The organism is uncultured Rikenella sp. (assembly GCF_910577125.1).
Lineage (GTDB): Bacteria > Bacteroidota > Bacteroidia > Bacteroidales > Rikenellaceae > Rikenella.
The window spans coordinates 25,224-51,224 of the sequence record NZ_CAJTMN010000004.1 but is presented as its reverse complement, the minus strand read 5'-3'; the positions used below and the strand labels follow the sequence as shown (position 1 = coordinate 51,224).

Sequence of the window (26,001 nt, the reverse complement as noted above, 5' to 3'; positions counted from 1 at the left end):
CCCACAAAGCATTTACTGTTCCGATTCGGACACCGGCAGTTTGCAGCCGATCCGTTCAAACGGAATCGGCGCGAAGCGGTCGATCATCCGATAGATCGGCGCATCGGGAACAAAGCCCTGCAACGGTTGCTCAGGATTCACGAATCCCGGGTCGTCGACCGTGACCCAGTTGTTGCTCCAGTCGGCCCAGGCGGGCGATCCGTTCAGGATTTTGCCGATTTTGCAGAAGAGATTGCCCGCAAACACATTGCCGCGCGGCACCCGGGGTGTACCCTCCCAATAACGGGCCAGCTCCGGATAAGCCGTCGCATACGGCGGTTCGGTATACCGAACCGCCCGCAGCCGCCGATCGACCACTCCGTCCGGGTCGAGCATTCCCCGGCCCCAGCCCTCCATGCGGTTGTCGATGTGGACGGCCATCGGCATGTCGATGAAAATATTGTTGCGATAGACGTTGTCGTGTCCGCCGCCGATGAGTACGGGAATGGTTCCCGAGCGGAAATAGACGCAGCCGAAGACCTCCATGCCGCACGCTCCGTCGTCGTGGTAGGTGGCCGAGACGCGGTGGGCCGACGAGAAGTCATGGAAATAGCAGTACCGCATCCGATTCCCCTGCTCCGAAGGGTCGCGCCCGTAGTAGAAAGCCCCCTGGTCGTCCACCTCGCGGCAGACGTCGTGGATGTCGCAATATTCGATCAGGTGGTCGTTGCCGTGCAGCAGGATGGCCATGCTCGGCGCGTCGAAGATCTCGCAGTTCGAGACGCGGTTCCCCACACCGTCGATCCAAATCCCCGGCCGGTAAGACTTCTCGATCCGGTTGAAATCATGGATACGGCAATTCTCCACATAGTTGCAGGCCGGCGTCAGAGTCGCCCGGTCTCCTCCGCCGAGGTTGACCCCGCCGGCCCCGGTTTGACAGATATAGCTGTTGCTGATACCGTTATGAGTCCCGGCACGGCGATTGAAGAGCACGTCGTTATAGGTGCGGTTCTGAAGCGTTCCCACGAGCCTCGGCGAGCCGTCGGACGATGCGCTCTCTCCGGCGGCCTCCCGGTCGGAACCGGTGTCGCCGCGGCCGATGCAGACCCCGACATGTCCCAGATTCCGGATCACGCAGCTATCCACCCGCACGGAGTCCGAAGCCTCGATGTAGACCCCCATCCCGCGCGAATATTCGAGCGTCACGCCGCGCAGGGTCACCCCCCTGGAGTTTTCGACGGCGAACATCGGCGTTTCGAGGGTCGAGATGTAAATATCATTCAACCGGGCATTGTCGGGAGAGAGGAAATAAACGCGGCCACCCGGCACATCGATCACGTATTCGCCGGGGAGGTCGATCTCTTCGAGCAGGTTCAGGGCGAACCACCGCCGCCACGGTGCGCCGGTCATGAATCCGTAAGGGGTCGGCAAGGCTGCCGTCAGGGTATGTGCAGCGGTGTCGATGCTCTGCACGGGGATCATGTCGTCGGCATAGCCGTGGGCGAAGTAGCCGCCGATCCACATCCCGTCGACGGATTTCCACTGTGCCGGCCGCTCCCCGGCATATTCGAAAACGGGGTCTCCGATCCCGTATCTCTCCTCGCGCGGAATATCGCCGGTGCAGTGGATCTTCCCGATCGGCGCCATGCTGTCATTGGGCCATCGGGCGACCGAGAGCGGCCGCCCGTCGATGAAGAGTTCGCTCCAGCCCGGCATCGACGGACGTCCGAAGCCTTTAGGCATGATGTCGGTCAGCGGAATCCCGAGCTCCCGCGCATCGATCTGCCTCACCCGGTCGCGCACCTCGGGCCGCAGCCGCTCCCGCACCGCCGGATCCGTCACCTTCCGCACCCGTTTCGGATCGATCCGGTGCGCCCCGGTGAACACGACCGGCTCCCTCCGGTACGGAGCGATCGTCACGTGGTTCAGCCCGACGACCTCGACCGTCTCCTGCAAGACATAGGTTCCTCCCCGCAGCAAAATATCCGTCGTATCGTGCGGAAACTGCGCCGCCTCGGCCAGCGCCCGTTCCACCGTGCGGAACGGGCGGGAGAGCGAACCCGACGCCCGGTCGCTGCCGGCCGGCGCGACGAAAATCGTCTTCCGGGCCGTCGACGCGGTCGCCGAAAAGAGGGCGAAAAACCCGAGTAAGAGCGTTTTGCGTATCTGTTTCATTTCCTTCTTGATTATATTTACTTTCGATTATCCGTCTCGATCGGGTTTCCGGCATGGTCGAACCGTATCGGTTCGCCGGTCAGCACCACCTCGCCGGCCACCGGTTCCTCTCCGAACCGCGCCGCACCCGCATTCGGCGTCCGCCCGCCGACCCAGATGCGCACCCGCCCCGGCATCACCACCCTATTCCCCCGCTCATCGACCCCGCCGAGCTGTTCCGGCGCCACGGCAAAGTTCACCACCCGCCGTTCGCCCGGTTCGAGCCGAACCCGCCATACCCCTGCCAGCGAACAGATCGGCTGCCGTCCGGAGACCATCCCCCGCCGCGAGACATAGAGCTGTACGACCTCCTCGCCGCCCCGTCGTCCGCGGTTGCGCACCTCGATGCTCACCCGTACGGAGTCTCCGACCTCAACGGCATCGGGCATCCGCCGCGCGGAATAAGCATACCTGTCGTAACTCAGCCCATAGCCGAACGGATAGAGCACCTCTCCGTCGAAATAGCGATACGTGCGGCCCTCCATCCGATAATCCCGGAAATCCGGCAGGTCGTCCGTCGAGCGGTAGAACGTGACCGGCAGCCGGCCCGACGGATTGTACCGCCCGAAGAGGATATCCGCCAGCGCCGTGCCCGTCTCCTGCCCGCCGTACCACGCCTGAATGATCGCATCGGCATGCTCCGCCTCCCACGGGAAGGCCACCGCGCTGCCCGACATATTCACGAAGATCAGCGGTTTGCCCAGCCCCCTGAGCCGCTTCATCCACTCCGTCTGCACCGCCGGAAGCTCGATGCGGCTGCGGTCGCCGCCGAGGAATCCCTTGATATCGTCATTCCCGGCATCTCCCGCCTCGCCCTCCAGGAGGGGCGAAATCCCGCCGGCAAAGATCACCGCATCGACCCCGGCAATCGCCTCCAACACCTCCTCCACCGTCGGCCCCTCCGCCAGCGGCCCGGTGAAGTCCGTCGCCGGATAGTAGATCACCCGCAGGCCCGGTTCGCGCTCCAGCGCCATCCGCAACGTAACGTTCTCCACCGGAATCCCGTTGTAATTGCCCAGTTGCGTCGTTCCGTTGTCGGCATTCGGCCCCAGCAGGGCCACCGTCCTGATTCGTCCCGGCCGGAAGGGCAACACGCCCTCGTTCCGCAGCAGCACCATCGACTGCCGCGCCATCTCCAACGCCTGTGCCCGGTGTTCCGGCGACGAGATCACCGAACCGGGAATCGTGTCATACGGCACCCGCCCCACCGGTTCGAACTGACCGAGCCGGAAGCGGATCATAAAGAGCCGCCGCAGCGACAGATCGATCTGCTCCTCGGTAATCAGCCCCCGCTCCACCGCCTCCATGAGCGACGCATAATCGTTCCCGCATTCGAGATCCGTCCCGTGCAGCACGGCATCTGCCGCCGCCGTCGCCGCATCCGGATGCGTTCCGTGATACTTGTGGAAATCGCTGATCCCCCAGCAGTCCGAAGTGACATACCCCTCGAAGCCCCATTCGTAGGTCAGAATCAGCCGCATCAGCTTGTCGCTGCCGCAGCAGGGCTGCCCCTCGTAGCGGTTATAGGCGCACATGACGCCCGACACCCCCGCCTCGCGCACCAGCGTGCGGAAAGCGGGCAGATAGGTATCCCACAGGTCGTAAGCGCTCACCCGGGCATCGAACGCATGGCGTTCCGGCTCCGGCCCGCTATGCACCGCATAGTGTTTGGCACACGCCGAGGCCTTGAAGTAACGCGGATCGTCGCCCTGCAACCCCCGCACCATCGCGCTCCCCATCCGGCCGGTCAGCCAGGGATCCTCTCCGTAGGTCTCCTGCCCCCTGCCCCAGCGGGGATCGCGGAAGATGTTGACATTCGGTGTCCAGAAGGTCAGCCCTTTGTACTGTTTCCCCTCGTCGGGAGTCCCTTTGGCCCGGTTATAAATGGCGCGGGCCTCGTCGGCGATCATCCCCGCCGTCCGCTCCAACGCCTCGGGATTGAAGGTGGCCGCCAGCCCGATCGCCTGCGGAAAGACCGTCACCCGATCGCCCGACCGTCCCACGCCGTGCAGGCACTCGTTCCACCAGTTGTAGGCCGGAATGCCGAGCCTCGGAATGGCCGGACTGGCGTGCATCATCTGGGAAATCTTCTCCGGAAGCGTCATCCGGGCGATCAGCGAATCGACCCGCGGGTCGACATACAGACGCGGGTCGCCTGTGGCCAGCCCCCGCAGACAGCCAAGGCCCAGCGTAAAGATCAATAAAACGGCTTTCATACTGAAATGCATTCAAAATCAGATCATTCGACCGCCCGGCGGGTTCGGTTATAAGCGATCCGGTCGAATTTATAGTAATGTGCCGCGCGATGCGCGACGTCGGTCTGCTTCTCGTCGAGCCGCACGACATAGGCCATCCGGGCGACTTTCTTGCAAAAATTCCGGATATCGAACCGTTTGCGGTAAATGGCCTGATACAGTCCGCGCAACTCCGAGAGCGTGAATTTCGAGGGCAGCAGTTCGAAAAGCATGGCCGGTTCCGTCTCGATCCACTGGCGGATCTCACCGAGCGACTCCTCGACGATGCGGTTGTGGTCGAACGGCATGACAGGCACGCCGCTGACCGGACACCACCGGGCTCCGCTGCTGTGCGCCGCAGCGCTCAGCGTCCGGTTGATCTTGCAGAGCGACAGGTAGGCGATCGTGATGAGCCGTCCGACCGGATGTCCGTACGTCGATTCGAGCCACGCCACATCCCGCACATCCGCCGTCCGGTCGGGCGAGCTGAAACACCGGAACTGCTTGAGGCTCATCCTCCGGATACCGGTAAGCTCGAACAGCACCCGCTGAGCGGCACTGTCCGTATCCTCCATCTGGTAAATCAGGCTGCCGGGGAGTTTCAAATCCGTCGTCCCCTCCTTTTCGATCAGCAGGATATTCAGCTCCCTCCCGTCAAAACCGAACACCACGCAATCGATCGACACATGGGCATACATGTATTCCATAAGCGATTCCTCAACAGCCCTCGGGCCGGTTCCGCACAAATATAGTCATTTGCTATACAAAATACTATCAGACAATCTATTAAACAAGCTCTTACTGTATATAATACACTACTTAAACCCGCACGATAAGCCTGGCGACAGGCTGATTTCCAGAGCCTATCCACCGGGGAGGTTATTGTATTTCCACCGGGCGCATATTTTATCCGATGAAAGAGTCCGCGACCGACCGAAACCCCTCCCATGTCGCAGACTTCGAAAAAAGGAAAAGAGGATTTTCAACCCGCCTCATATACCGGCGCATTAAAAATCCTCTCCGTATGAGGTCGGTAGCAGATTCGAACTGCTGTACGAGGTTTTGCAGACCTCTGCCTAACCACTCGGCCAACCGACCCGGCTGTAAATTGCAGGGCAAAGATAGCCTCTTTTTTCGGAATTCGCAAATGTTTCGCTCCGCTCCCTCTATTCCCCTCTCGTCGTCGCGCCCCGCTCTCCGTCCGAAGCCAAGGCGGCGATCGCATCCGCCACCCGCTGCATCAGCCACTTCGGCGTCGAGGTCGCCCCGCACACTCCCACCGAACCGACCCCCTCGAACCACTCCCGCCGCAACTCCGCCGCCTCCTCGACCTTGTACGTCCGCGGATTCGCCCCCCGGCACACCTCGTAGAGCGCCTTCCCGTTCGAACTTTTGGAGCCGCTCACGAAAATCACCGCATCGAACCGCGCCGCAAACTCCCTCAGGTGGGGATTCCGGTTCGAGACCTGCCGACAGATGGTATCATGCACCGTCACCGCCTCGGGCCGCTCCGCACGCCGGAGAATCTCGTCCCGGATGGCATTGAACAGCGCCAGACTCTGCGTCGTCTGCGACAGCAGGCAGATCGGCCGTCCGAAATCGATCCGTTCCAGATCGGCTTCCGACTCAATGACGATCGCCTCCTCGTTCGTCTGCCCCGTCAGCCCCACCACCTCGGCATGTCCCGGTTTTCCGAGCAGGACGACCTGCCCACCCACCTGCCGCATCGCCTCCCACGCCCGCCTCACCCGTTCCTGCAGCTTGGCCACCACCGGACAAGTGGCGTCCACCAGCTCGATCCCGTACCGCCGCGCCGCCTCATAAGTCGCCGGCGGCTCTCCGTGCGCCCGGATCAGCACGCACCGGCCGACCAGCTCCGGCAGCCGGTCGTGTCCGACCGTCTGCAGCCCCAGCCGCTCCAGACGGTTCACCTCGACCCGGTTGTGTACGATGTCGCCCAGACACCACACCGCCCCTTCCTTAGTCCGCAGCCACTCCTCGGCCGTGGTGATCGCCTTCACGACCCCGAAGCAGAAGCCCGATTGTTCGTCGATTTCAATTCTCATCGCACCGGCGTATTTTCTCCCACCAGCAGTTCGTCGGCCGGGAAATCCGGCGCCTCGAACTCCCGTCGTCCCCCCGGCGCCCATTGCAGGTAGGTGATCGGCAGCCCCTCCGCCAGGAAGCGCGTTTCGTAAGCCGTCTTGATCGCCAGCGTGGCGTCGGCAATCCCCTGCGGCCCGTAAATATCGTTGCAGCAGACCGTCGGCGCCATCCCATTGGCCGCCAGCACCGCCTTGGTGTATGCGTGCAGGTGTCCCGAATCGGTCTTCAGGTGAATAATGCCATCCGGCTTCAGGAAACGCGCATAGCGCTCCAGAAATCCCGGCGCCGTCAGCCGCTTGGCGACCCGCCGCTTGTTCATCTGCGGGTCGGGAAAGGTGATCCATATCTGATCCACCTCGTCCGGCGCGAAGAAGGAGTCGATAAATTCGATCCGCGTCCGCAGAAAAGCCACATTGGCCATCCGGTTCTCCGTAGCCGTCTTGGCGCCGCGCCACATCCGGGCCCCCTTGATATCGACCCCGATGTAGTTCGCCGCGGGATCGGCCTCCGCCAGCCCGACGGTGTATTCGCCGCGTCCGCATCCGAGTTCCAGCACGATCGGCCGGTCGTTGCCGAAAAAGTCGCTCCGCCACCGCCCCTTGAGCGGATGGTCGCGGTGGAATATCTCTTCGAATTGCGGTTGGATCAGGCAGCGAAAGGTGAGATTTTCGCTGAATTTCTTGAGTTTGTTTTTTCCCATGTTCGCAAACAGGTTCACAAAAAAGACCGGTCACCGTCTCCGCACCGGCCGCGCCCCGCTCACCACCACCCCGATGGATCGAATCCCCCGGATCCGCTCCACACCGGTCAACTGCCGCACCGACAACGCGTATTCTCCCCGCTGGGCGAATCGAATCCCGCTGCGATAACGGCGGGTAATATCGTTGTGATTGGAATAGTGCCTTCCGGCCCTGCGATATGCCCCTTCGCCCGGCTCTCCGTCCCCCGCCGGCCTCCTCAGCGCGAATTCGACCGTGTCAGCCCAGAACCGTTTGTCGGGCGTCACCGCCTTTATCACCAGCGGCAATGTGGCATACGGATAATCGTCGTCATACCGGATCGAGATGTCGATCCACTGTTCTCCCCTCGTTCCTGCCGCCGAGTCGGGTTCGAAACAGAAGACGATCGCCTCCTCGCGTCCCCATCCTTCGCGCGGCAAGTCGTACATCTCCATATATTTTCCCCCGCTGCACCCCACTAGGAGAGAAGCCAACACGAGGCCGAAGAACACGCATCCGTATCCGATCTTCTTCCGCCCCATCCCGTCAGGCCCCCTGTCCGCCGTTGTTCGTCCCTCCGCCCTGCGGGCGATTTCCCGGCCTCCGCCGCGGATTCCGGTTCCGATAGTTGTTTCCTCCCCGATTGCCGTTGTTGCCGCCGTTATTGGCAGCCCCGCCCTGCTCGCCATTCGCCTTGGCCAACAGTTCCGGCCTCGCTGTCGGTCGTGCCTCCGCCCGTTCGTCACCCCCGCCGTTCCGCGCCGCCACTTCGGGCCGGGCCGTAGGCCGCCCGCCACCCGATTTCTCCGATTTCTCTGCCTTTTCCGTCTTGTCTCCCCGCTGATTATTGCCCCGGTCGCGGTTGTTCTCGCGGTTTCCCCGGTTCCGCCCCTGTCCGCCACGCTTCCGTCCTCCGCTCCGCGCGTGGTCGAACCGCGTAATGCTCTCCTCGCCCACCACGTTCTTGATCTCCGGCTCTGCCGGCGCGCTATGCTGCGCCGCGAGCAGCGCCGCATCCTCCAGCTTGTCCACCTTCTCGCCCCGGCGGTTCATCGCCACGATCTGCCGCACCCGATCCGTGGTCAGCGGAATCATCACCGCCGTCGAGTGCGGGTCTGGGCTGAACCACATCAGTTTTTTGAAGATATCGCTTTTGACCAGATGATAGCTGCCGTCCATCGCCTCCAACGACCCGTTGAGCCTCGGAAACGCCCGCCGGGCGTCGATATAGGAGTCCAGCTCGTAATTGAGACAGCATTTGAGTTTTCCGCACTGCCCGGCCAGTTTTTGCGGATTGAGCGAGATCTCCTGATGTCTCGCCGCCCCGATCGTGACCGACGAGAAGCTGTTCATCCAGGTCGAACAGCAGAGCTCGCGTCCGCACGGGGCAATCCCTCCGATCCGTCCCGCCTCCTGCCGCGCGCCGATCTGGCGCATCTCGACCCGGATGCGGAACTGGTCGGCCAGCACCTTGATGAGTTCGCGAAAGTCGACCCGTTCGTCGGCGATGTAATAGAAGATGGCCTTCAGCTTATCCCCCTGATACTCCACATCGCCGATCTTCATGTTGAGGTGCAGGTCGGCGGCGATCTGCCGCGAGCGGATCATGGTCGGATGCTCCAGCCCGATGGCCTCCTGCCACTTTTCGATGTCGTACGGTTTGGCTTTCCGATAGATTTTCTTGCATTCGAGCCCCTGCGGATTGAACCCCGTGCGCTTCATCTGCCGGGTCACCAGCTCGCCGGTGAGGGTGACGATCCCGATATCGTGTCCCGGGCTGGCCTCGACGGCGACGATGTCGCCCACCTTGAGCGGGATTCCCGCATTGTTCCAGTAGTATCCTTTCCGGGTATTTTTGAACTGCACCTCATAGATGGTGTTTTCGGCCAGCGGATCCGGCAGGTCGGCCATCCAGTCGAACACTTCGAGTTTATGGGCCCCCGGACAGTTATGCGCCGTCGGCTCGCCGTTGGCATCGGTCGAGAAGCAGCATCCCCGGGTGATATTTTTCTGACAAGTCATCGTCTTCGCGTATTGTGAAAGCCCCCTGCCCGGAGAGGCGGGAGGCCGGATCGATACAAAGGTATGACGATTACAGCACTTCTGCAACCGTGAAGGTGCTGCCGCCGACGAAGATCAGGTCTCGCGGGCCGGCCAGCACGCGCGCACGATCGAGCGCCTGCGGTACGGAAGCGACCGTTTCGCCCCGTAACCCCGCCGCGCGACAGACCTCCGCCAGCTGCTCCGCCGCCAGCGCCCGCGGCAGCGAAGCCTGCGTGAAGAGGTAGTGCGCTTCCCGCGGCAGCAGCGGAAGAATATGCTCCAACTCTTTATCCGCCACAACGCCGAAAACGAAGTAGAGCGTTTCGTAAGACTGCCTTTTCAGCTGCCCCGCCACAAAGGCCAGCCCCGCCTCGTTGTGTCCCGTGTCGCAGACAATCGGACACGGGTCGTCCGCCGTTTCGATATGCTGCCACCGCCCGGGCACCCTCGCCGCAGCCAGCCCCCGCCGCACTTCGTTGGTGGTGAGCGGCCTCGGCAGCCGGTCGGTCAGCATATCCAGCGCGGCCAGCGCGGTGCAGAGGTTCCGCTGCTGGTAATCGCCCTCCATCCCGAGCTGCACGGTAAACCGGTAGCCGTCGCCCCGGTTCTCGACCTCGAACATCCGCCCGTCGTGCCTGTCGCAGCGATACCGCTGGTCGGCAAAGAGAATGGGCGAGTCCGCCTCCTGCGCCTTTGCGATGAAAGTCGGTGCGGTCTCCGGCTGGAACTCGCCCACGACGACCGGCACGCCGGACTTGATAATCCCCGCCTTCTCGCCGGCGATCTCGGGCAGCGTCTGCCCCAGAAACTGTCTGTGGTCGAAGCTGATGTTGGTGATGACGCTCACCAGCGGGGTGATGACGTTCGTACAGTCGAGTCGTCCGCCCATCCCGACCTCCACGACGGCAATGTCCACGGCATAGCGGCGGAAAAAGTCGAAGGCCATGGCGGTCGTAATCTCGAAAAACGAGGGTTTCAGCCGTTCGATATGGGGTTTCATCCGCTCGACGAACCCGATGACCTCCTGTTCCGGAATCATCTGCCCGTCCACCTGCATCCGTTCGCGAAAATCCCGCAGGTGAGGCGAGGTGTACAAGCCCACTTTATACCCTGCCTCCCGCAACACGGCCGCGAGCATCTGCGAGACAGACCCTTTGCCGTTGGTTCCGGCGACATGCACCGTGGGATAAGTTTCATACGGTTTCCCGAGCAGTTCGTTGAGCGCTTCGGTGGTCTCCAGTCCCTCTTTATAGGCCCGGCTGCCGACGCTCTGGAACATGGGAGCGGCGGCATACAGATAGGCAATGCTTTCTGCGTAATCCATATTGATCTATCGGAGAATCAATCGTTTTCTATTCATTCCTGCTCGTCTGCCCTATTCGTCTGATACCCCGCCCCGGGCTTCCGCGATGCGGGTTTCCATGGACAGTTAGGTGATCCGGTGGCCGTCGGCTACAACGGGTTCAGCTGGTCTTCCGCTACGAGCGGCATCGGCAGCCTGGACTTATATTTCCATTCGCAGCACCTCGACCCCAGCGGCACGCTCAACCGTGCTTACGGTTTTCAGTTGCGTTGCCTCTCGGAATAAACGGGGCTGCGGGCACTCCGAAATGGCAGCCTCTATCCAATTAGGCCGACACAGCCATCCGCCCACCGCGGGCACGCGGGGCCTGGCGGCCCGAGCGCAGTCGATGCTCGACCGCGCGCCACGCCTTAAAAGGGGAATCGTCAAAATGTGCTGGCACGTTTTGACTGGATTTCCAAAGGCGCGCGGAAAACACCCCGCCCCGGGCCTCCGCGAGAGAACCAGTGGCGGGCTGAGCCTCGTTGGCTACTACGGATTCAACAATTCATCGTCGGTCAGCGGTATCCACAACATGTACTTGGGTTTCGGCGCGCAGAGCCTCACTCCCTGCAACGTGGACTACCGTGGCCGCGGTCATCAGTTGCGTTGCCTCTCGGAATAAACGGAAGACTCGACTGATTGGGGAACTTCGAGCCCGAGCTTGATCCTATATGATTTTCAAACCCTGCGGCTCGAAGAGCCGCGCGGGCCGAAGCCACCCCAGGCGTAGGGCCGCAACTTCGCAATGCTCGTTGCGCCCACGCTGGCTCCGGCCCGCCACAACCTCACCCAACCCACAGCCAGCAGCCCGGCCCCATTCGGCCTGTCGCCCACTCCCCCGAGGCGCTTCGCGCCTGGGCGACGAGGCCGGCGGTTCTGCGAACCGCAAGAGCACAGCCCATCCACCGCCCCATTCTGCGGCATTCGTCCTCAGCGCCCCCCTCGCGCCGCTTGTGCGTCGCTGCGCCCGAGGACGGCGATTCTGCGAATCGCGCTATCGCTCCGCCGGTGCCTTCGGCACTCGAACGCTGGCAGCCTATACCCCGTTCTTCGTCCGCGCGCCTTTGGGAAATCTTGTCAAAACGCACAGGTGCATTTTGACGATTTCCCTCTTAAGGCGTCGGCGCGGTGCCGCTCGGCACTCGAAGGCCGGCCGTGTCTACCCCAATTTGAGTCGCCCGCGGCAATTCTTGCCGGATTGGCTCACCGCCAATCGGCAGAATATGCCCTCTTTAAGCGGGCGGGCGACTGCTGAGCTTCGACTGGCCTCGGGCCGGCCGGGCCCCACGTCCCGTGGACGGGAAATGCTTCGCATTTCTGCGGCCGTGTCGGCTCCATTCTTTATCCGCGCACCTCACACTCCGCAAGACTCAGGTATCGACTGCGCTGCGGCAGCCTCCGCACACTATTTGCCCGCACAAACCACTCGGCCGGGCAACCCTCCGAATCAATTTCTATTTAGACGAATCACCCTTGTTCGAGAGCAGCGAGGCGGAGGTCGATCCAGCGCATCTGCTCTTCTACCGTCATCCCGCTGTTGTCCAACACCACCGCATCCGCCGCCCGACGCAACGGACTCACCGCCCGCGTCTCATCCTGATGATCCCGCTCCCGGATATTCTGTTCGATTTCATCCAACGACACCTTTTCACCCTTCGCTATCAACTCTTTATAACGCCGCTCCGCCCGGACATGCGGATCCGCCGTCATAAAAATCTTCAGTTCCGCTTCCGGAAAGACCATCGTTCCGATATCCCGTCCGTCCATCACCACCCCCTTGCGACGCCCCATCTCCTGCTGCATCGCCACCAGCTTGGCCCGCACCGCCGGAATGCTGCTCACCGCACTCACCCGGCTGCTCACATCGATCCGCCGGATCTCCTGCTCGACATTCTCACCGTTCAGATAGACATCGCTCCGTCCCGTCTCCGGATCGAACCGGAAATCGATTCTCACCTCCGGCAGCCTCTCCGCCAACGCCTCTGGCCGATCCGCCAGACCGTTCCGCATGGCGAACAGCGTCACCGCCCGATACATCGCCCCCGTATCGATAAAGATATACCCGAGCTTCGCCGCCACCGCCTTGGCGAACGTGCTTTTCCCGCACGACGAATAGCCGTCAATTGCGATAATGATCTTTTTTTTCATTCGGCATTTAAGCTAAAATCCGGTCCACAGGCCCCAGATCCACCACCAGACTCAGCACCAGCAAGACTCCGAAAAGGATAATCACCCCCCCCGTGATTTTATTGATCCACCACAAGTGCCTGAGCCGAAAGCGTTTCCTCAGTTTATCCACCGCATAGGTGAGCAGGAACCACCAGCACGTCGCCCCGGTCAGCACGCCGAAGATAAGCGACAGATTTCCCCCCGTCCGTCCCCCCTCGCTGCTGATCCCCAGCGCCGCGAACAGCGTAATGAATACCAGAATATAAGCCGGATTTGTGAGCGTCAGGAAGAACGTCGAGAGGTAATCGCTCAGCAAGCTGCTCCGAGTCTGCCTCCGTTGGCTGGCCCTTCTGACCCGTTTGTAAAAGATCGAGAACCCGACCGCGATAATCAGAATTCCCCCGATCGCCGTAAACCACTGTTTGTGTTCGTCCATAAAGTCGGTCATGAACGAGAGCGAAAAGACAGCGAGCGTAGCGAACAAGGTGTCCGCCGTAGCCGCCCCCAGTCCCGAGAAGAATCCGCTCCGCTGCGTTCCGTTCAGCGTCCTCTGGATACAGATCACCCCGATCGGCCCCAACGGCACAGAGGCCAGAAAACCGACCAACACTCCTTGCAACGGCAACAACAACGAATTCATCATTTTTCTTCTCTATACTTGTCCGGCGTCTCCCATCGCCTCTTTTGTTTTCGATTTTTCAGCAGTCTTTCGACTTCCGGCCGTTCGAGTCATCCGTTTATTCCGAGAGGCAACGCAACTGAAAACCGTCAGCGCGATAGTTTACTCCGCTGGGAAGGAGGCTCGTCACGCTGAAACCTAAGTACACCCCATTGGTATCGTTGATCGCAGAAGCCCAGCTGAATCCACTGTGTCCGATTCCGCCCGGGGCGCCCGAGGGTGCGTAGCGATAGCCCGGGGCGGGATGTTGGTCTCTTCTGTTTCTTCCGCGAGGCAACGCAACTGAAGACCGTGGCCACGGTAGTTCACGTAGCTAGGATTCAGCATGGCAGGTTCGAAAGCTAAGTGGTTGCTGCTGACAGCCTGAACGGATGTAGCCCAATGGTACCCGCTGCAACCGACACTCACCGGAGCGCCCGAGTTCGAATGGCGGTAGCCCGAGGCGGGGTACCAGGCCAGCGGGGTTCCCGTACCCGAGGTGCTTACCTTGTACAACCGACCGTTGGTCGCCTTGTAATCACCTTTCCCGAAGGATTCCCCGACAACTCCATCGGAGTAATAAGGGAATGTCCCGTTCAGCGGCACATCCGCGTCCCGCGTAAAGTCAGACCAAGTGCCGTTCCGTCCTCTGTCCGCGCGCTGGCGGAAATCTTGTTAGAACAATTCATCATTGTTCTAACGATTTCCTTCTCCAGTTAGTCGCGCGCGGATAAGTTTTGTTCGCATTTTCCGCGCGCCTTGGAAAATCTTATCCAAAAGCGTGGAACGCTTTTGAATGATTTTCCTCTTAAGGCGTGGCGCGCGGGTTTGTTAATGCGTTTTTCAGTCGCCCGCGGCAATTCTCGTTGGTTGGCACTCGCCAACCAACAGAATATGCCCTTTTAGGCGGGCGGGCGACTGTCGAGCTTCGACTGCCCTCGGGCCGGGCGGGCCCCACGTCCCGTGGACGGGGAAATGCTTACGCATTTCCACTTTTCAACTCAGCCCAATTCTTCGTCCGCGCGACGAGAGCGATTCATTCTATTTCGGCTCACCGCCGTATGATCTCCACCTCCGACCCGTCCGCCAGGTTGAGATTCCCCGAAACGATCACCGCATCCCCCACGTTCAGCTCCGCCCCCCGATCCGTATTGGGCACCACCGCATGCGAATCGCTGTTCGACATCTCGATCAGCACATATGTCCACATCGCCCGCCCCGTCTCCGGATCGTAGCGGAAAAGCACCTCCCGGTCGTCCCGCACCAGCACCGCACTCTTCGGCACCACCAGCTTGTCCGCCACCGAGCTCTCGACGTAGACCTTCACATTCATCCCGTCGATCAGCCTCCCCGGATTGGGAATATTGGCCGTCACCGTGATCTGCCCCTTGTCGTCCACCGTGGGATTGACCTGCACCACCCGCCCCGCGTAGCGTTTCGTCGGTTCGACGAACGTCGCCACCCGCACCTCCTGCCCCGGCCGGACACTCGTGAGCTCGCTTTCGAGGATATTGAACTCCACGTCGAACGAGCCGTCGTTGATCACCGAGCAGAAGAAATCCCCCTTCGGATTCTCGTGTAATTTGGTCTTCAGGTTCGCAATCCGCCCCCCGAACGGCGCCGTCAGGACACAGTTATCCACCGCCAGCCGCGCACTCCGCAATCCCGTCACCGCCGCGTCGTATCCCGACCGCAAACGGGCGATCCGCATCGTCTCGTCCGGCACCCGCGCCGTATCCGCCACATCGTATCCGAACCCCAGCAACGCATCCTGCAGGTCGAGATCCGCCTTGTGCATCGCCTGCCGGGCCTGTTCCAGCCGGATCTGCGCCTCGCGGTCATCGATCCGCGCCACCGGCGCCCCCGCCCTCACCACCGTACCGTTTCCGCCCGCCAGCCACGTCACCGTCCCCGTCGCCGCAAACCTCAGATCGCTCTTCTGCTGCGCCCTCAGTTTCCCGTTGCTGATCAGCTGCGACCGGAACGTTCCCCGCCTCAACACGATGGTATCCACCGGATTGGCCATCTGCCTCTGCTCCTTTTTCAATACCGCCGAATCCCCGCTTTCATTCGAAGCCGCCCCGCCCGCGCAGGAGAGCAACAGCGTCCCCCCGGCACCGAGTAACAAACGGAATATCTGCCGAAATAAGTTCGTTCTCATGACCGACTATTGTTTTTCCAGCGAAACGACATCGAAACACGCCGCGATATTGCGTCCGTGCAGGAAATCGAACAGCGTGTAGCGCTGTATCGCGTAGTAGTAGTTCCAGTAGTTCTGCAGCTCCGCGAGATAACTCGTGTGCGCCGTATTGCGTTCGCTTTGGGCCGTATTGAAGTCCAGGACACTGATCTTCCCCGCCGCGAACTGACGCAGCGAAAGCGCATACCGCTCGGCCGCCACCGAATCGGCCCGGGCCGAGACGGCACACTGCGTGTTCTGGTTATTGAACTGCATCACTTTCAGGTAGATATCCTGTTTCCGGTCGATTCGTTCCTTATCGATCTCCGCCTCCGTCACCTCCTGCCTGAAGAGCGCCATCCGCACCTTTCCGCGCGCCACCCCCCCGTCGAAGATCGGCACCGTGATCCCCATCCTGACCGTCTCCTGGTCCAGCGGATTGCGATACGCCCCGCCGATCGTCCCCGCCACCTGGTTGAGCCCGAACCGGGCATAGACCGTCGCCTGCGGTCTCCGGTTCGCCTTGGCCTGCGCCACACTCATCTCCGCCTCGAGCTGGCTGATCCGGTTCCGGTATTCGAACGACGTGTTGGTGAACGCCAGCCGGTAGGCCTCCTCGATCGGGATCTCCACCTCCGGGACACTCCCCGGAATATCGAGCCTCACCGAATCCCCCTCGTCGAGCATCAGATAGGATTTGAACCGCGCCGCCGCCAGATCCAGCTGCAATTTATTGGTATTGACCGACATCCCCTCGTTCAGCAGCCGCAGTTCGAGCTGCATCAGGTCGTTTTTCGAGATGGAGCCGATCCGGAACCGCTCCTGCGAGATTTTGTAGAGCGTATCCGTATTATCCCGATTTTTCAGGGCGATATCGAGGTTCTGCTGCGCCACGAGGAGGTCGAAAAACAGCGTCACCGCCTGTGCCGTAATCGCCTCCATCGACTCCAGATATTCATACTTCGCCTTCTCGTACCTGACCGGCTCGATCCGCTTGTCCCACCGGAGCTGGTTGAAGCCGCCGATCGGCTGGTTGAGAATCAGGCTCACCGGCGCCGAGTTCCAGGTCACCTCCCGCTCCGGCGCGAACTGGTCGAGCCGGTCGAGACCCGTGTAGAGCTGAATGTTCCCGCCCGTGGCCGCGATATTCTGCTGCAAGTATAAGCCCAGCGAGTTGCGCATCGCATAATTATCCACATAATTATATCCCCCCGTCACCGCATTCTGGAGCGAAGTGTACGACTTGTCGAAATTGGGGATCGTCCCGCTCAGCGACAGCGACGGCAGCATCTGCGCCCGGTAGGAGCGATACTGCCAATACTGGCTCAGGTAGGTGTGTTTGGCCATCATGGCATCGATCGAGTAGGCCTGCGCCCGCTCGATCGCCTCCCCCAGCGACAAACGCACCGTCTCCCGTCCCACCGCCGGCCCGACAGCCGCCGCAAGGCACAGCAGAGCCCCCCAGAGCCGGATTTTCGTATAGCTTTTCATATAAGTAGGACAAATATCGCTATTTTCCATCAACCGGACAAATCGGGCCGCCGAATAATCGGAGAGCCCCGTTTTCTCCCGATTCGAAAAAACTGTCTATTTTTGCAACCGACCTAAACCCAACTCTTCTTCTCATGCGAACCCTCCGTCTTCTCGCAGCCGGGTTGTTGCTGCTGAGCATCCGCCCGCTCGCCGCCCGCCAGACCTTCCGACTCACCGACCTGCACCCCGAAACCGTGCGCCAGAGCTACGGCGCCGCACAGATCGGACGTGCCGTCACCGGTCGTCCGGCCACCGTCGGCGGCGAGACTTTCACCGACGTCATCGGCACCCACGCCCCGTCGATTTTGCAGCTCGACCTGCACCGCCGGGCCCGTTCGTTCCGGGCCCGGGTCGGCGTCGCCGACAACGACATCGACTACACCGCCTCCGACCTGAGCCCCATCGCCCTGACGGACGGCTCCAGACTGTGGTATGCGACGGACGGAGACGACAGACAGTTCGTCGGCCTCGCCCGTCCCGACGGGACGGTGGGTCCCGGCTCCGTGCGGTTCGTCGTGCGGGGCGACGGCCGTGACCTCTATGACAGCGGCGTCCTGCACGCAGGCGATGCACCGCAAAGCATCGAACTCGACCTGACCGGCATCTCCCGGCTGGAGCTGGCCGCCGAACCGACCGACGACGGTTCCAGCGGCGACCACGCCCTGTGGATCGCTCCCCGGATTGAATACGACGGCGACCGGTGCCCCGAAGCCATCACCGCCGACTCGACGAATCACCTTCCGAACGCGCTGACCGCCGCTCAGGAAGAGCTGCTGCGTCAACTCGACCAGCTGCCCGTTCTCACTTCGGAAGCGCTCTACACCCCCGTCTCCTACGACTGGCTGATCGACCCGTCGCCCTCGCGCGCCCGGCTGTACGCCACTCCCGACCGGAAAGGGGTGATCCTCGCCAACGACTTCGTGGCCCGCGTCTTCCGGCTCGTGCCGAACTTAGCGACCACCGAGATCGTCAACCGGATGACCGGCGAGAGCCTCATCCGCGCCGTGAGCGGCGAAGGCACCCTCACCCTCGACGGCCGCGAGTACCCGCTCGGCGGCTTGGACGGCCAGCCCGAACGCGGCTACTTAGACCCGAAATGGTTAGACCGGCTGACCTCCGTGCCGGGCTCCTTCACCCTCGAAGCCTTCGAATTCACCCCGGACGTAGAGACGTTGTCCTGGAACCGGAACCGCTGGGCGCTGAACACCGACGATCCGACCGGCTCCACCCTGACCTTCACCCTGCGCGGCCCGGAAGAGCTGGGCGCCACGACTGTCCGGATCGCCTACACCCTGTACGACCGGCTGCCCGTGGTGCGCAAACGGTTCACCCTGCACAACGGAGCGTCGGCCCCCGTGACCGTCGACCGTTTCCGGCTGGAACAGCTGGCCTTCGCCGAACCCGAATCGCCCGGCGGAGGCGACCCGACGAAATTCCGGCTGCCCAACATCCACATCGAGAGCGACTACGCCTGCGGCGGCGAGTTCTTCGAACCCCAGACCGACATCACGGAGCGGTGGGTCGAAGACCCGCGCTACACCTCGCAGCGGAACTATAACCTCCAGACCCCCTGCATCCTGGAGGTCGCCCCGCCGATCGGCCCCGCCCAGAGCGTCCAGCCCGGCGAGACCTTCCGGTCGTTCGCCGTCTGCGAGATGCCGTTCGACAGCGACGACCGCGAACGCAAAGGGCTCTTCAAACGCCGCATGTACCACACCCTGACCCCGTGGGTGACCCAGAATCCGATCTTCATGCACCTCACCTCGTCCGACCCGGCCGTCATCCGGCAGGCCGTCGACCAGTGCGACTCGACCGGTTACGAGATGATCATCATCAGCTTCGGTTCGGGGCTGAACGCCGAAGACACCTCGGCACAAAATATCGAAAAGTGGAAAACGCTGGTCGACTATGCCGCCGAACGGGGCATCGAGATGGGCTGCTACTCCCTGCTGGCCAGCCGCTGGATCAGCGACAGCGTAGACGTCATCAACCCGGCGACCGGCCGGCGGGGCGGCGCGAAATTCGGCAGCTCGCCCTGCCTCTCCAGCCAGTGGGGGCATGACTATTTCGCGAAAATCCGCACCTTTTTCGAAAAGACCGGGATGCGCTGTTTCGAACACGACGGCTCCTACCCGGGCGACGTCTGCGCCTCGACCGCCCACGCCTATCACAACGGGCTCGACGACTCGCAGTGGAACCAGTTCCGCACCGTGACCGACCTCTACCACTGGATGTGCCGACAGGGCATCTACATCAACGTGCCCGACTTCTACTTCCTGAACGGCTCGACCAAGACCGGCATCGGCTATCGCGAGACCAACTGGTCGCTGCCGCGCGACCGGCAAATCATCCACGCCCGGCAGCTGAACTACGACTGCACGTGGGATCGTCCGGCCTCGGCCTGCTGGAGCTTCGTGCCCCTCGTCGAATACCAGGGCGGAGGCGCCGCCGCCACGCTGGAGCCGCTCAGCGACCACCTGTACGAGTACAAGACCCACATGATGCAGAACTACGGCGCCGGCGTTCAGGCCTGCTACCGCGGGCCGCGGCTCTACGACACCCCCGCGACCAAAGAGGCCGTCACCGAGGTGATCGACTGGTACAAACGCTACCGCCGGATCCTCAACAGCGACATCATCCACCTGCGGCGTCCCGACGCCCGGGAGTGGGACGGCCTGCTGCACGTCGACCCGAGCGGCCCCGTCAAAGGTCTGGCCATGTTCTTCAACCCCACCGACCGGGCGATCACCCGCACCATCCGGCTGCCGCTCTACTACACCGGCCTGACCACGCGGGCACGCATCCGCGAAGCGGAAGGCCCGGCGAAAAGCTACCGCCTCGACCGGGAGTACCGGGCGACCCTGCACGTTACTATTCCCGCCCGGGGCTACACGTGGTACACCATCGAATAGCATCCGACCGCTCCTCTCACTCCTCGCCCTCGGCGTGCCTCGTCTCGTCGTTTTTGGTCATCTCGCCGAGGGTCAGCGGCTGGGGCGCCTCGAACGGCTCCCGCCGGTAGGGACAATCCGCCACCTCGCAATGCGCACAGTGGCGCTCCTCGCACGAATCCGAATGGATGGAGACCAGCACCCGCCCGTCGAACGCCGCACTGAGCGCCCCTTTCAGCTCCTCGCACGCATCGTGCCCCTGCGCGATATTGAAATACCACGGCAGCGTCAGGTCGCAATCGACATACAAGAGGCTGCCGTAGCGGATGGCCTTGAGGTTGTGCACATCGATCCACTCCGGCCTCCTCCGCGCCGACACCCCGCGCACGATCTGCTCCAGCGTCTCCCGATCCGCCCTGTCCATCAGGCCGCCGATCGTCTTGTGCAGAATCCGCCCGCCGGCCACCCCGATCAGCACGCCGAAAAGCACCGCCAGCGCGCCGTCGATCCACGGAATCCGGGTGAAGTAGAGCAACAGCAGCCCCGCCACCAACCCCACCGTCGACCAGGTGTCCGTCTGCAAGTGTTTCCCGCCGGCCACCAGCGCGATCGAGTCGTACCGCCGCCCCATCCGGATGCTCCACCACCCGGCCAGATAGTTCACCGCCCCGGCCGCCGCCACCACCGCGATCCCGATATCCAGCCTCCCCGGCATCCGGGGTTCGAAGAGCCGCTTCACCCCTTCGACGCCGATCCAGATCCCCGCCAGCAGAATCATCAGCCCTTCGATCGACGCGGAAATCAGCTCCACTTTGCCGTGTCCGAACGGATGTCCCGCATCCTTCGGCTTGGCCGCCAGATGCAGGCTGTACAGCGTGATCAAGCCGGCCGTCACATTGACGATACTCTCCAGCGCATCGGTCAGAATCCCCACCGAATCCGTCAGGAAGAACGCGACGAACTTGCCGGCCATCAGCGCCACCGAGACGACGACCATCTCCGTCTGCACCCGTTGTTTTACCCGATCCATTGTCTTCATACGGACAAATATACGAAAAAAGGCCTGCCGCCTCCCCGCCTCGCCGGATGCGAGACGGACGGAAGCGACAGACCTGTCGTTTTTTATATGAAGAAAACAGAGAAGTATCCGCTGCTGTAAGCTCTACAGCTCGTTCTTGACGCTGTCCACGATCTGACCGTCCAGCAGGTTGATGATCCGGTGGGCGTAGGTCGAGTCACGCTGCGAGTGGGTCACCATGATGATCGTCGTCCCCTCGCGGTTCAGTTCCGAGAGGAGTGTCATCACCTCCTGCCCGTTCTTGGTATCGAGGTTCCCGGTCGGTTCGTCGGCCAGAATCAGCTTCGGCTGCGCCACCACCGCACGCGCGATCGCCACACGCTGCTGCTGCCCCCCCGAGAGCTGTTGCGGGAAGTGACCCGCCCGGTGGCTGATGTTCATCCGGTTCAGGATTTCGTTCACCATCTCCTTCCGCTTCTTGGCCGGGATGCGCAGGTAGATCAGCGGCAGCTCGACATTTTCGAACACATTCAGTTCGTCGATCAGGTTGAAGCTCTGGAACACGAACCCGATGTTTCCCTTGCGGTACAGCGTCCGTTCCTTCTCCTTGAGCGACCCCACCTCCTTGTCCAGGAGGAAGTATTTGCCTTCTGACGGATTGTCGAGCAGCCCGAGGATATTCAGCAGCGTCGACTTGCCGCACCCCGACGGCCCCATGATCGCCACGAACTCGCCCGGGGAGACCGCCATCGAAACCTGGTTCAGCGCAATGGTTTCCACCTCTTCCGTACGGAAATACTTGCTGAGGCCTTCGATGCGAAGCATCGGATCAGAGATTTGAATGGTATTTTCCATGATTGTTGAATGTTTTGTCGTTCGGTTTACTTGGTTATCGACACCCTGTTTTCATGCCGAAATCGTGCCAAAGTTAATAATTTTCTGTCAAACAGTCACTTAGCTATACACCCTTCGGACACTTCTGTCAAAAAATTAGACACCGAGTGTCTAATTTTTTGACACCGGAACGCCCCGGCGACAGGCTCTACTGCGCCCGGATCTCGTCCACCGGATTGGCCGTCGCAGCCCGCCAACTCTGGATCGTCACCGTGGCCAGCGTAATCGTCAGCACGATCAGCAGCGAAATCGCGAAAACCCACCAGTAGATCGGCGTCCGGTAGGCGAACGTTCCCAACCACTCCCGTACACCATACCATGCCAGCGGAGCCGCCACCACGAAGCAGATCAGCACCAACCGGACAAAGGATTTATTGAACATCGCCAGAATCTCGCCCACCGTCGCCCCCATCACCTTCCGCACCCCGATCTCCTTGCGCCGATACTGCGTCTCGAAGACCACCAGCCCGAAGACCCCCACCAACGAAAGCACCACCGCCAGCAGCGAAAAGACCGTGATCAGCGTCGTCACCTTCAACTCCTTCCGGTACAGCGCATCGAACGCCGCATCGAAGAATTGCAGGTCGATCGGGTAAGCCGGATCGATTTCGGCCGCCGCCCGCCGGATGTGTTCGACCGCCGCATAAGGGTCGCCCTTAATTTTGAAATAGGCGGTCTGCAACCGATCGGCATCGAGCCCCGACTCCCTTCCCACCAGCACCATCGCCATCGGCCCCACTCCGGCATGCAGCGACCCGTAGTTGAAATTCCGGGCGATTCCCGTCAACCGGGCCTCTCCGCCCCATCCCTGTTCGTTCAGCGGCTCCTGCATCGAGAGTCCGAACTCCCGGGCCGCCGACTCGTTGAACAGGTAGTGATAACACCCCTCGCGCCGTGCATCCGTCTCCGTGAAATAGTCCCCGTCCAACAGCTCGACCCCCAGCATCCGGGGCAGGTTCCACGAGACATGGTCGGCCGCAAAGATAATCGTCGTCCCCCGGAGCTCGCGTCCCCACTGAGCATGCAGATTGGTCAACCCCAGCGGTCTCTCCGAATAGCCCACCTCCTCGACCAGCGGCGACTGCACCACCCGCTCCTCGAACGCCTTCGATCCGCGGAGCTCGCCGCCTATCCGGGCCATCGCAATCCCCTCGTAATCCAGCCCCGTATCGACTCCACGCAGGTAGCTGTTCTGCAACTGCATGAACATCGCAGCCACGATCAGGCCCAGCGAGACCACGAACTGGAAGCCGATCAGCGCCGTCCGCAGCTTCCGCCCTTTCGGAGACATCCCGAACGATCCTTTCAGCACCAGCGCCGGAGGGAACGAGGTCGTGTAGACCGCCGGGTAGATACCTGCCAGAATCCCTACGCCCAGAGCCACCGCCAGCCCTAACCAGATCACCCCGCTGTAGGTCGAGAACGAGATGCCGCCCGAGATCAGTTCGTTGAAACCGGTACCCCCCAGCAGGTAGACCCACAACAGAGCCAGGCAGAAGCCCAACAGAGCGATACCCGCAGACTCGAAGATCAGTTCCGCCCGCAGCGTCCCGACCGGAGAGCCCAGCACCTTGCGGGTATTGATATTTTTGATCCGCAGCGGGGTGAGCGACGTGGCAAAGTTCACGAAATTCACGGCCGCGATACCGATCACCAGCAGCGCGATGGACAACAGCAGCGTCATCGTCGTCCGGTTGCCGCGTTCCGTCAGCGCACCCAGTCCGAAAGCCGCCGTCCGGTCGTCGTAATAGCGATCCGACAGCCGGACGAGATTCGCCGTTATCTCCATCCCCATATCTATCTTATTGGTGATCGGAAACGCTTTCCACCCCTCCACAACCTGCGCCGGATCGACCCCCGGACGAAGCAGCACATACATCTGATAGTTGGCGTTATCCCAACTGTACTCGTCGGACCCGAAAACAAGCGGTAAAATGAGGAGGTTTTTGATCTGCGAATTGTCCGGAAAATCGCGGTAGACCCCGCCGACCTCATACTCCTTTCCCCTCACCGTCACCCCGCGCCCCACCACACCGTGCTCCGTGCCGAAAAAGCTCCGCGCCAGCGACGCCGGCAGAAGCACCTTGCCCGGTTCCCGCAGCGCATCGGCAACTCCTTCCACCATCTCCGGCGTGAAGATATCGGTAAAGGCCGCCTCGGCCTTCACCACCGGCTGTACGAAGCCGACCTTCGTCCCGTTGCGTTCGACCGTGACATACGTATCTTCAAAAGGCGGCACCAGCAGGGCATAGGCCTCGATCCCCGCCCCCATTCCGCCGAACGTCCGGCCGAACTCCGACGAGACGACCGGCACGAACCCCTCGGACATCAGCATCTCGGCCTGGCAGATCCGGTCGGCATTCCGGTGGAAGCGGTCGAAAGTCGACTCGTACCTCACCTGCATCAGAATCAGGATAAAAGCGGCGAAAGCCACGCTCAACCCCACGATGTTCAGCCCGCAGGCCAGCCGGAAACGGCGCATCGTGGTCAGGAATTGACGGAAAAACAGTCTCATGTTACTTGCATTCAAAAAATTAAAAACCGAAAGAACGGCAGGGCGACCATACCGTCTTGCCACCCTGCCGTTCATAAGACGCATCGAAACGGGATTTCGGATGCGCCCGCGTGTCGGTTTCAACACCTTTTCAAAAAATGTTCATACAAGAGACGCATCCCGGGCCCGTTTCGGATGTCCCGGCCGTCGCGCCGCCCGCCTATTTGAGCAGCAGCACCTGGTTGTCGCCGTACGTGTCGTAGCTCGACACGATGACCCGTTCGCCGTCCTCGAGCCCCTCGAGCACCTCGTAGTACATCGGATTCTGTCGTCCGATCCTCACCGGCCGGCGGTAGGCCTTGTCGCCGTCCGGCGACACGACGAAGATCCAGCTGCCGCCCGTCGTCTGGTAGAAGGCCCCGCGCGGGATGATGATCCCCTCGGTCGGCTGCCCCAGCTCCAGATTGATGTAGTAGGTCTGCCCCGAACGGATGTTCTCGGGCCGTTCGCCCGTCAGGTAGCACCACGTCCGGAACTGGCCGTTGCGCACCTCCGGGAAGACCGTCCGCACCACCAGTCCGAACTTGTTCCCCTGCCGTTCGAACGTCCCTTCGAGCCCCGGTTTCACGCGGTCGATGTAGTGTTCGTCGATCATCGCCTCGATCTTGTAGTCGCTCAGGTCGTTGATCTGCCCGACCTTCGTCCCCGCGTTGACATACTGCCCGAGCACCACATCCAGCTGCCCCAGCTCGCCGTCGATGTTGGCCTTCACGTTGAGGTTGTCGACCCGCTGGCGGATGAGCGCCATGTTCTGCTTCATGCTTTCGAGACTGATCTCCATGTTGTCGACCTGGATGCTCCGGAAGATCGAGTCATGGAGCTGCCGTTCGAAGACCAGCTCTTTCTGTTTCAGCGAGAGTTCGTAATTCTCCTTGGCCTGCAGATACTCCTCGTTCGAGATGAGGTCTTCGCGATGGAGCGCCTCGTACTGTTCATACTTGCGTTTGGCCCGCGCCACATCCATATCGAGCTGGAGCCGCTCCTTCTGGAGGTTCAACTTCTCCTGCTCCATGCTCACCCGTGTGTTGCGCAGCAGGTTCTCCTTTTCCGCCAGGTCGGCCTCGCTGGTCAGGATCTGCATGTTGAGCTGCGGGTTGGTGAGCCGGACGATCACATCGCCCTTGCGCACCATCGCCCCCTCCTCGACCACCTTGACATCCACGTTCCCGCTCTCAAGCGGGCTCACCTGCACCGTCGTGATCGGCAGCACGTTGCCGTTCACCCGCACATAGTCGTTGAACTGCCCCCTGCGGGCCGTCTCGATCGTCACCGTCCGGCTGTCCACCTTCATCGAGGCGCTGTGGTCGCCGAAAATCAGCCAGCACAACAACACCAACAACACGGCGCCGCCGGCCACATACGGGATATGCTTCTTGCGCAGCCCCTTCTTTTTTTCAATTACTCTGTCCATGATTCTTATCTGTTTTTACTTGATTATCAATTTATTCGAAAGCCACCCGCCGCG

General features: G+C 61.6%; 20 protein-coding genes and 1 tRNA gene. 3 read left to right on the top strand and 18 right to left on the bottom strand.

Going from position 1 to position 26,001, the window contains the following annotated elements; all coding sequences use genetic code 11:
* Positions 1-12 precede the first annotated feature (12 nt).
* The 9 genes from QZ292_RS01215 to QZ292_RS01175 all read right to left on the bottom strand — a co-directional run bounded on the left by QZ292_RS01215 (position 13) and on the right by QZ292_RS01175 (position 10,619).
* A complete protein-coding gene (locus QZ292_RS01215) occupies positions 13-2,154 on the bottom strand; it encodes a right-handed parallel beta-helix repeat-containing protein (RefSeq protein WP_294596693.1) in 2,142 nt (713 codons plus the stop codon).
* A gap of 17 nt (positions 2,155-2,171) precedes the next feature.
* Entirely contained in the window at positions 2,172-4,409 is a 2,238-nt protein-coding gene (locus tag QZ292_RS01210) for a glycoside hydrolase family 3 C-terminal domain-containing protein (protein WP_294596690.1), read from the bottom strand.
* A 23-nt stretch (positions 4,410-4,432) separates the two neighbouring features.
* Entirely contained in the window at positions 4,433-5,134 is a 702-nt protein-coding gene (locus QZ292_RS01205; protein WP_294596685.1) for a DNA mismatch repair protein MutT, read from the bottom strand.
* Between the two features lie 320 nt (positions 5,135-5,454).
* Positions 5,455-5,525: transfer RNA gene (locus tag QZ292_RS01200), tRNA-Cys, on the bottom strand.
* Positions 5,526-5,593: 68 nt separating this feature from the next.
* Entirely contained in the window at positions 5,594-6,493 is a 900-nt protein-coding gene (locus QZ292_RS01195) for a 4-hydroxy-3-methylbut-2-enyl diphosphate reductase (RefSeq protein ID WP_294596680.1), read from the bottom strand.
* Complete coding sequence (gene trmB / locus QZ292_RS01190) at positions 6,490-7,233, bottom strand: tRNA (guanosine(46)-N7)-methyltransferase TrmB (protein ID WP_294596675.1); 744 nt, start codon at positions 7,231-7,233, stop codon at positions 6,490-6,492. Before trmB ends, QZ292_RS01195 begins: the two co-directional genes overlap by 4 nt.
* A 30-nt stretch (positions 7,234-7,263) precedes the next feature.
* Entirely contained in the window at positions 7,264-7,707 is a 444-nt protein-coding gene (locus QZ292_RS01185) for a hypothetical protein (RefSeq protein ID WP_294596673.1), read from the bottom strand.
* Between the two features lie 91 nt (positions 7,708-7,798).
* Positions 7,799-9,274, bottom strand: a complete 1,476-nt coding sequence (gene ricT / locus QZ292_RS01180) for a regulatory iron-sulfur-containing complex subunit RicT (RefSeq protein WP_294596668.1) — start codon at positions 9,272-9,274, stop codon at positions 7,799-7,801.
* Positions 9,275-9,344: 70 nt separating this feature from the next.
* Positions 9,345-10,619 carry a folylpolyglutamate synthase/dihydrofolate synthase family protein gene (locus tag QZ292_RS01175; RefSeq protein WP_294596664.1) on the bottom strand — a complete coding sequence of 425 codons (1,275 nt, stop codon included), beginning with the start codon at positions 10,617-10,619 and terminating at the stop codon, positions 9,345-9,347.
* 117 nt (positions 10,620-10,736) lie between these two features.
* On the opposite strand from QZ292_RS01175, the gene QZ292_RS01170 reads away from it, so the two are divergent.
* The gene (locus tag QZ292_RS01170; RefSeq protein WP_294596661.1) at positions 10,737-10,883 is read left to right on the top strand and encodes a hypothetical protein; all 147 of its coding nucleotides are present in this window, start codon (positions 10,737-10,739) and stop codon (positions 10,881-10,883) included.
* 160 nt (positions 10,884-11,043) lie between these two features.
* Positions 11,044-11,262: a hypothetical protein gene (locus QZ292_RS01165; RefSeq protein ID WP_294596659.1), complete on the top strand. Its 219-nt coding sequence runs from the start codon at positions 11,044-11,046 to the stop codon at positions 11,260-11,262.
* A gap of 845 nt (positions 11,263-12,107) precedes the next feature.
* Here the strand turns inward: QZ292_RS01165 and cmk are convergent.
* From cmk to QZ292_RS01140, 5 genes are all read right to left on the bottom strand, one after another.
* Positions 12,108-12,788 carry a (d)CMP kinase gene (gene cmk, locus QZ292_RS01160; RefSeq protein ID WP_294596656.1) on the bottom strand — a complete coding sequence of 227 codons (681 nt, stop codon included), beginning with the start codon at positions 12,786-12,788 and terminating at the stop codon, positions 12,108-12,110.
* 7 nt (positions 12,789-12,795) lie between these two features.
* Entirely contained in the window at positions 12,796-13,452 is a 657-nt protein-coding gene (locus QZ292_RS01155; RefSeq protein ID WP_294596651.1) for a LysE family transporter, read from the bottom strand.
* 174 nt (positions 13,453-13,626) lie between these two features.
* Complete coding sequence (locus QZ292_RS01150) at positions 13,627-14,073, bottom strand: hypothetical protein (RefSeq protein ID WP_294596646.1); 447 nt, start codon at positions 14,071-14,073, stop codon at positions 13,627-13,629.
* A gap of 445 nt (positions 14,074-14,518) precedes the next feature.
* The gene (locus QZ292_RS01145; RefSeq protein WP_294596642.1) at positions 14,519-15,628 is read right to left on the bottom strand and encodes an efflux RND transporter periplasmic adaptor subunit; all 1,110 of its coding nucleotides are present in this window, start codon (positions 15,626-15,628) and stop codon (positions 14,519-14,521) included.
* A 6-nt stretch (positions 15,629-15,634) separates the two neighbouring features.
* Positions 15,635-17,137, bottom strand: a complete 1,503-nt coding sequence (locus tag QZ292_RS01140) for a TolC family protein (RefSeq protein ID WP_294596637.1) — start codon at positions 17,135-17,137, stop codon at positions 15,635-15,637.
* 134 nt (positions 17,138-17,271) lie between these two features.
* On the opposite strand from QZ292_RS01140, the gene QZ292_RS01135 reads away from it, so the two are divergent.
* Positions 17,272-20,091 carry an NPCBM/NEW2 domain-containing protein gene (locus QZ292_RS01135; protein WP_294596634.1) on the top strand — a complete coding sequence of 940 codons (2,820 nt, stop codon included), beginning with the start codon at positions 17,272-17,274 and terminating at the stop codon, positions 20,089-20,091.
* Between the two features lie 16 nt (positions 20,092-20,107).
* On the opposite strand, the gene QZ292_RS01130 is transcribed toward QZ292_RS01135, so the two are convergent.
* The 4 genes from QZ292_RS01130 to QZ292_RS01115 form a co-directional block, all read right to left on the bottom strand.
* Positions 20,108-21,109 carry a cation diffusion facilitator family transporter gene (locus tag QZ292_RS01130; protein WP_294596630.1) on the bottom strand — a complete coding sequence of 334 codons (1,002 nt, stop codon included), beginning with the start codon at positions 21,107-21,109 and terminating at the stop codon, positions 20,108-20,110.
* Between the two features lie 123 nt (positions 21,110-21,232).
* Positions 21,233-21,913, bottom strand: coding sequence for an ABC transporter ATP-binding protein (locus tag QZ292_RS01125; RefSeq protein ID WP_294596720.1), 681 nt, complete (start codon positions 21,911-21,913; stop codon positions 21,233-21,235).
* A 217-nt stretch (positions 21,914-22,130) separates the two neighbouring features.
* Complete coding sequence (locus QZ292_RS01120) at positions 22,131-24,497, bottom strand: ABC transporter permease (RefSeq protein ID WP_294596628.1); 2,367 nt, start codon at positions 24,495-24,497, stop codon at positions 22,131-22,133.
* Positions 24,498-24,696: 199 nt separating this feature from the next.
* Entirely contained in the window at positions 24,697-25,947 is a 1,251-nt protein-coding gene (locus QZ292_RS01115; protein ID WP_294596625.1) for an efflux RND transporter periplasmic adaptor subunit, read from the bottom strand.
* Positions 25,948-26,001 lie beyond the last annotated feature (54 nt).

Excerpts from the sequence above, each read along its gene's own strand:
- QZ292_RS01215 (WP_294596693.1), bottom strand. The coding sequence starts at position 2,154 with ATGAAACAGATACGCAAAACGCTCTTACTCGGGTTTTTCGCCCTCTTT.
- QZ292_RS01210 (WP_294596690.1), bottom strand. The coding sequence starts at position 4,409 with ATGAAAGCCGTTTTATTGATCTTTACGCTGGGCCTTGGCTGTCTGCGG.
- QZ292_RS01205 (WP_294596685.1), bottom strand. The coding sequence starts at position 5,134 with ATGGAATACATGTATGCCCATGTGTCGATCGATTGCGTGGTGTTCGGT.
- QZ292_RS01195 (WP_294596680.1), bottom strand. The coding sequence starts at position 6,493 with ATGAGAATTGAAATCGACGAACAATCGGGCTTCTGCTTCGGGGTCGTG.
- trmB (WP_294596675.1), bottom strand. The coding sequence starts at position 7,233 with ATGGGAAAAAACAAACTCAAGAAATTCAGCGAAAATCTCACCTTTCGC.
- QZ292_RS01185 (WP_294596673.1), bottom strand. The coding sequence starts at position 7,707 with ATGGAGATGTACGACTTGCCGCGCGAAGGATGGGGACGCGAGGAGGCG.
- ricT (WP_294596668.1), bottom strand. The coding sequence starts at position 9,274 with ATGACTTGTCAGAAAAATATCACCCGGGGATGCTGCTTCTCGACCGAT.
- QZ292_RS01175 (WP_294596664.1), bottom strand. The coding sequence starts at position 10,619 with ATGGATTACGCAGAAAGCATTGCCTATCTGTATGCCGCCGCTCCCATG.
- cmk (WP_294596656.1), bottom strand. The coding sequence starts at position 12,788 with ATGAAAAAAAAGATCATTATCGCAATTGACGGCTATTCGTCGTGCGGG.
- QZ292_RS01155 (WP_294596651.1), bottom strand. The coding sequence starts at position 13,452 with ATGATGAATTCGTTGTTGTTGCCGTTGCAAGGAGTGTTGGTCGGTTTT.
- QZ292_RS01145 (WP_294596642.1), bottom strand. The coding sequence starts at position 15,628 with ATGAGAACGAACTTATTTCGGCAGATATTCCGTTTGTTACTCGGTGCC.
- QZ292_RS01140 (WP_294596637.1), bottom strand. The coding sequence starts at position 17,137 with ATGAAAAGCTATACGAAAATCCGGCTCTGGGGGGCTCTGCTGTGCCTT.
- QZ292_RS01135 (WP_294596634.1), top strand. The coding sequence starts at position 17,272 with ATGCGAACCCTCCGTCTTCTCGCAGCCGGGTTGTTGCTGCTGAGCATC.
- QZ292_RS01130 (WP_294596630.1), bottom strand. The coding sequence starts at position 21,109 with ATGAAGACAATGGATCGGGTAAAACAACGGGTGCAGACGGAGATGGTC.
- QZ292_RS01125 (WP_294596720.1), bottom strand. The coding sequence starts at position 21,913 with ATGCTTCGCATCGAAGGCCTCAGCAAGTATTTCCGTACGGAAGAGGTG.
- QZ292_RS01120 (WP_294596628.1), bottom strand. The coding sequence starts at position 24,497 with ATGAGACTGTTTTTCCGTCAATTCCTGACCACGATGCGCCGTTTCCGG.
- QZ292_RS01115 (WP_294596625.1), bottom strand. The coding sequence starts at position 25,947 with ATGGACAGAGTAATTGAAAAAAAGAAGGGGCTGCGCAAGAAGCATATC.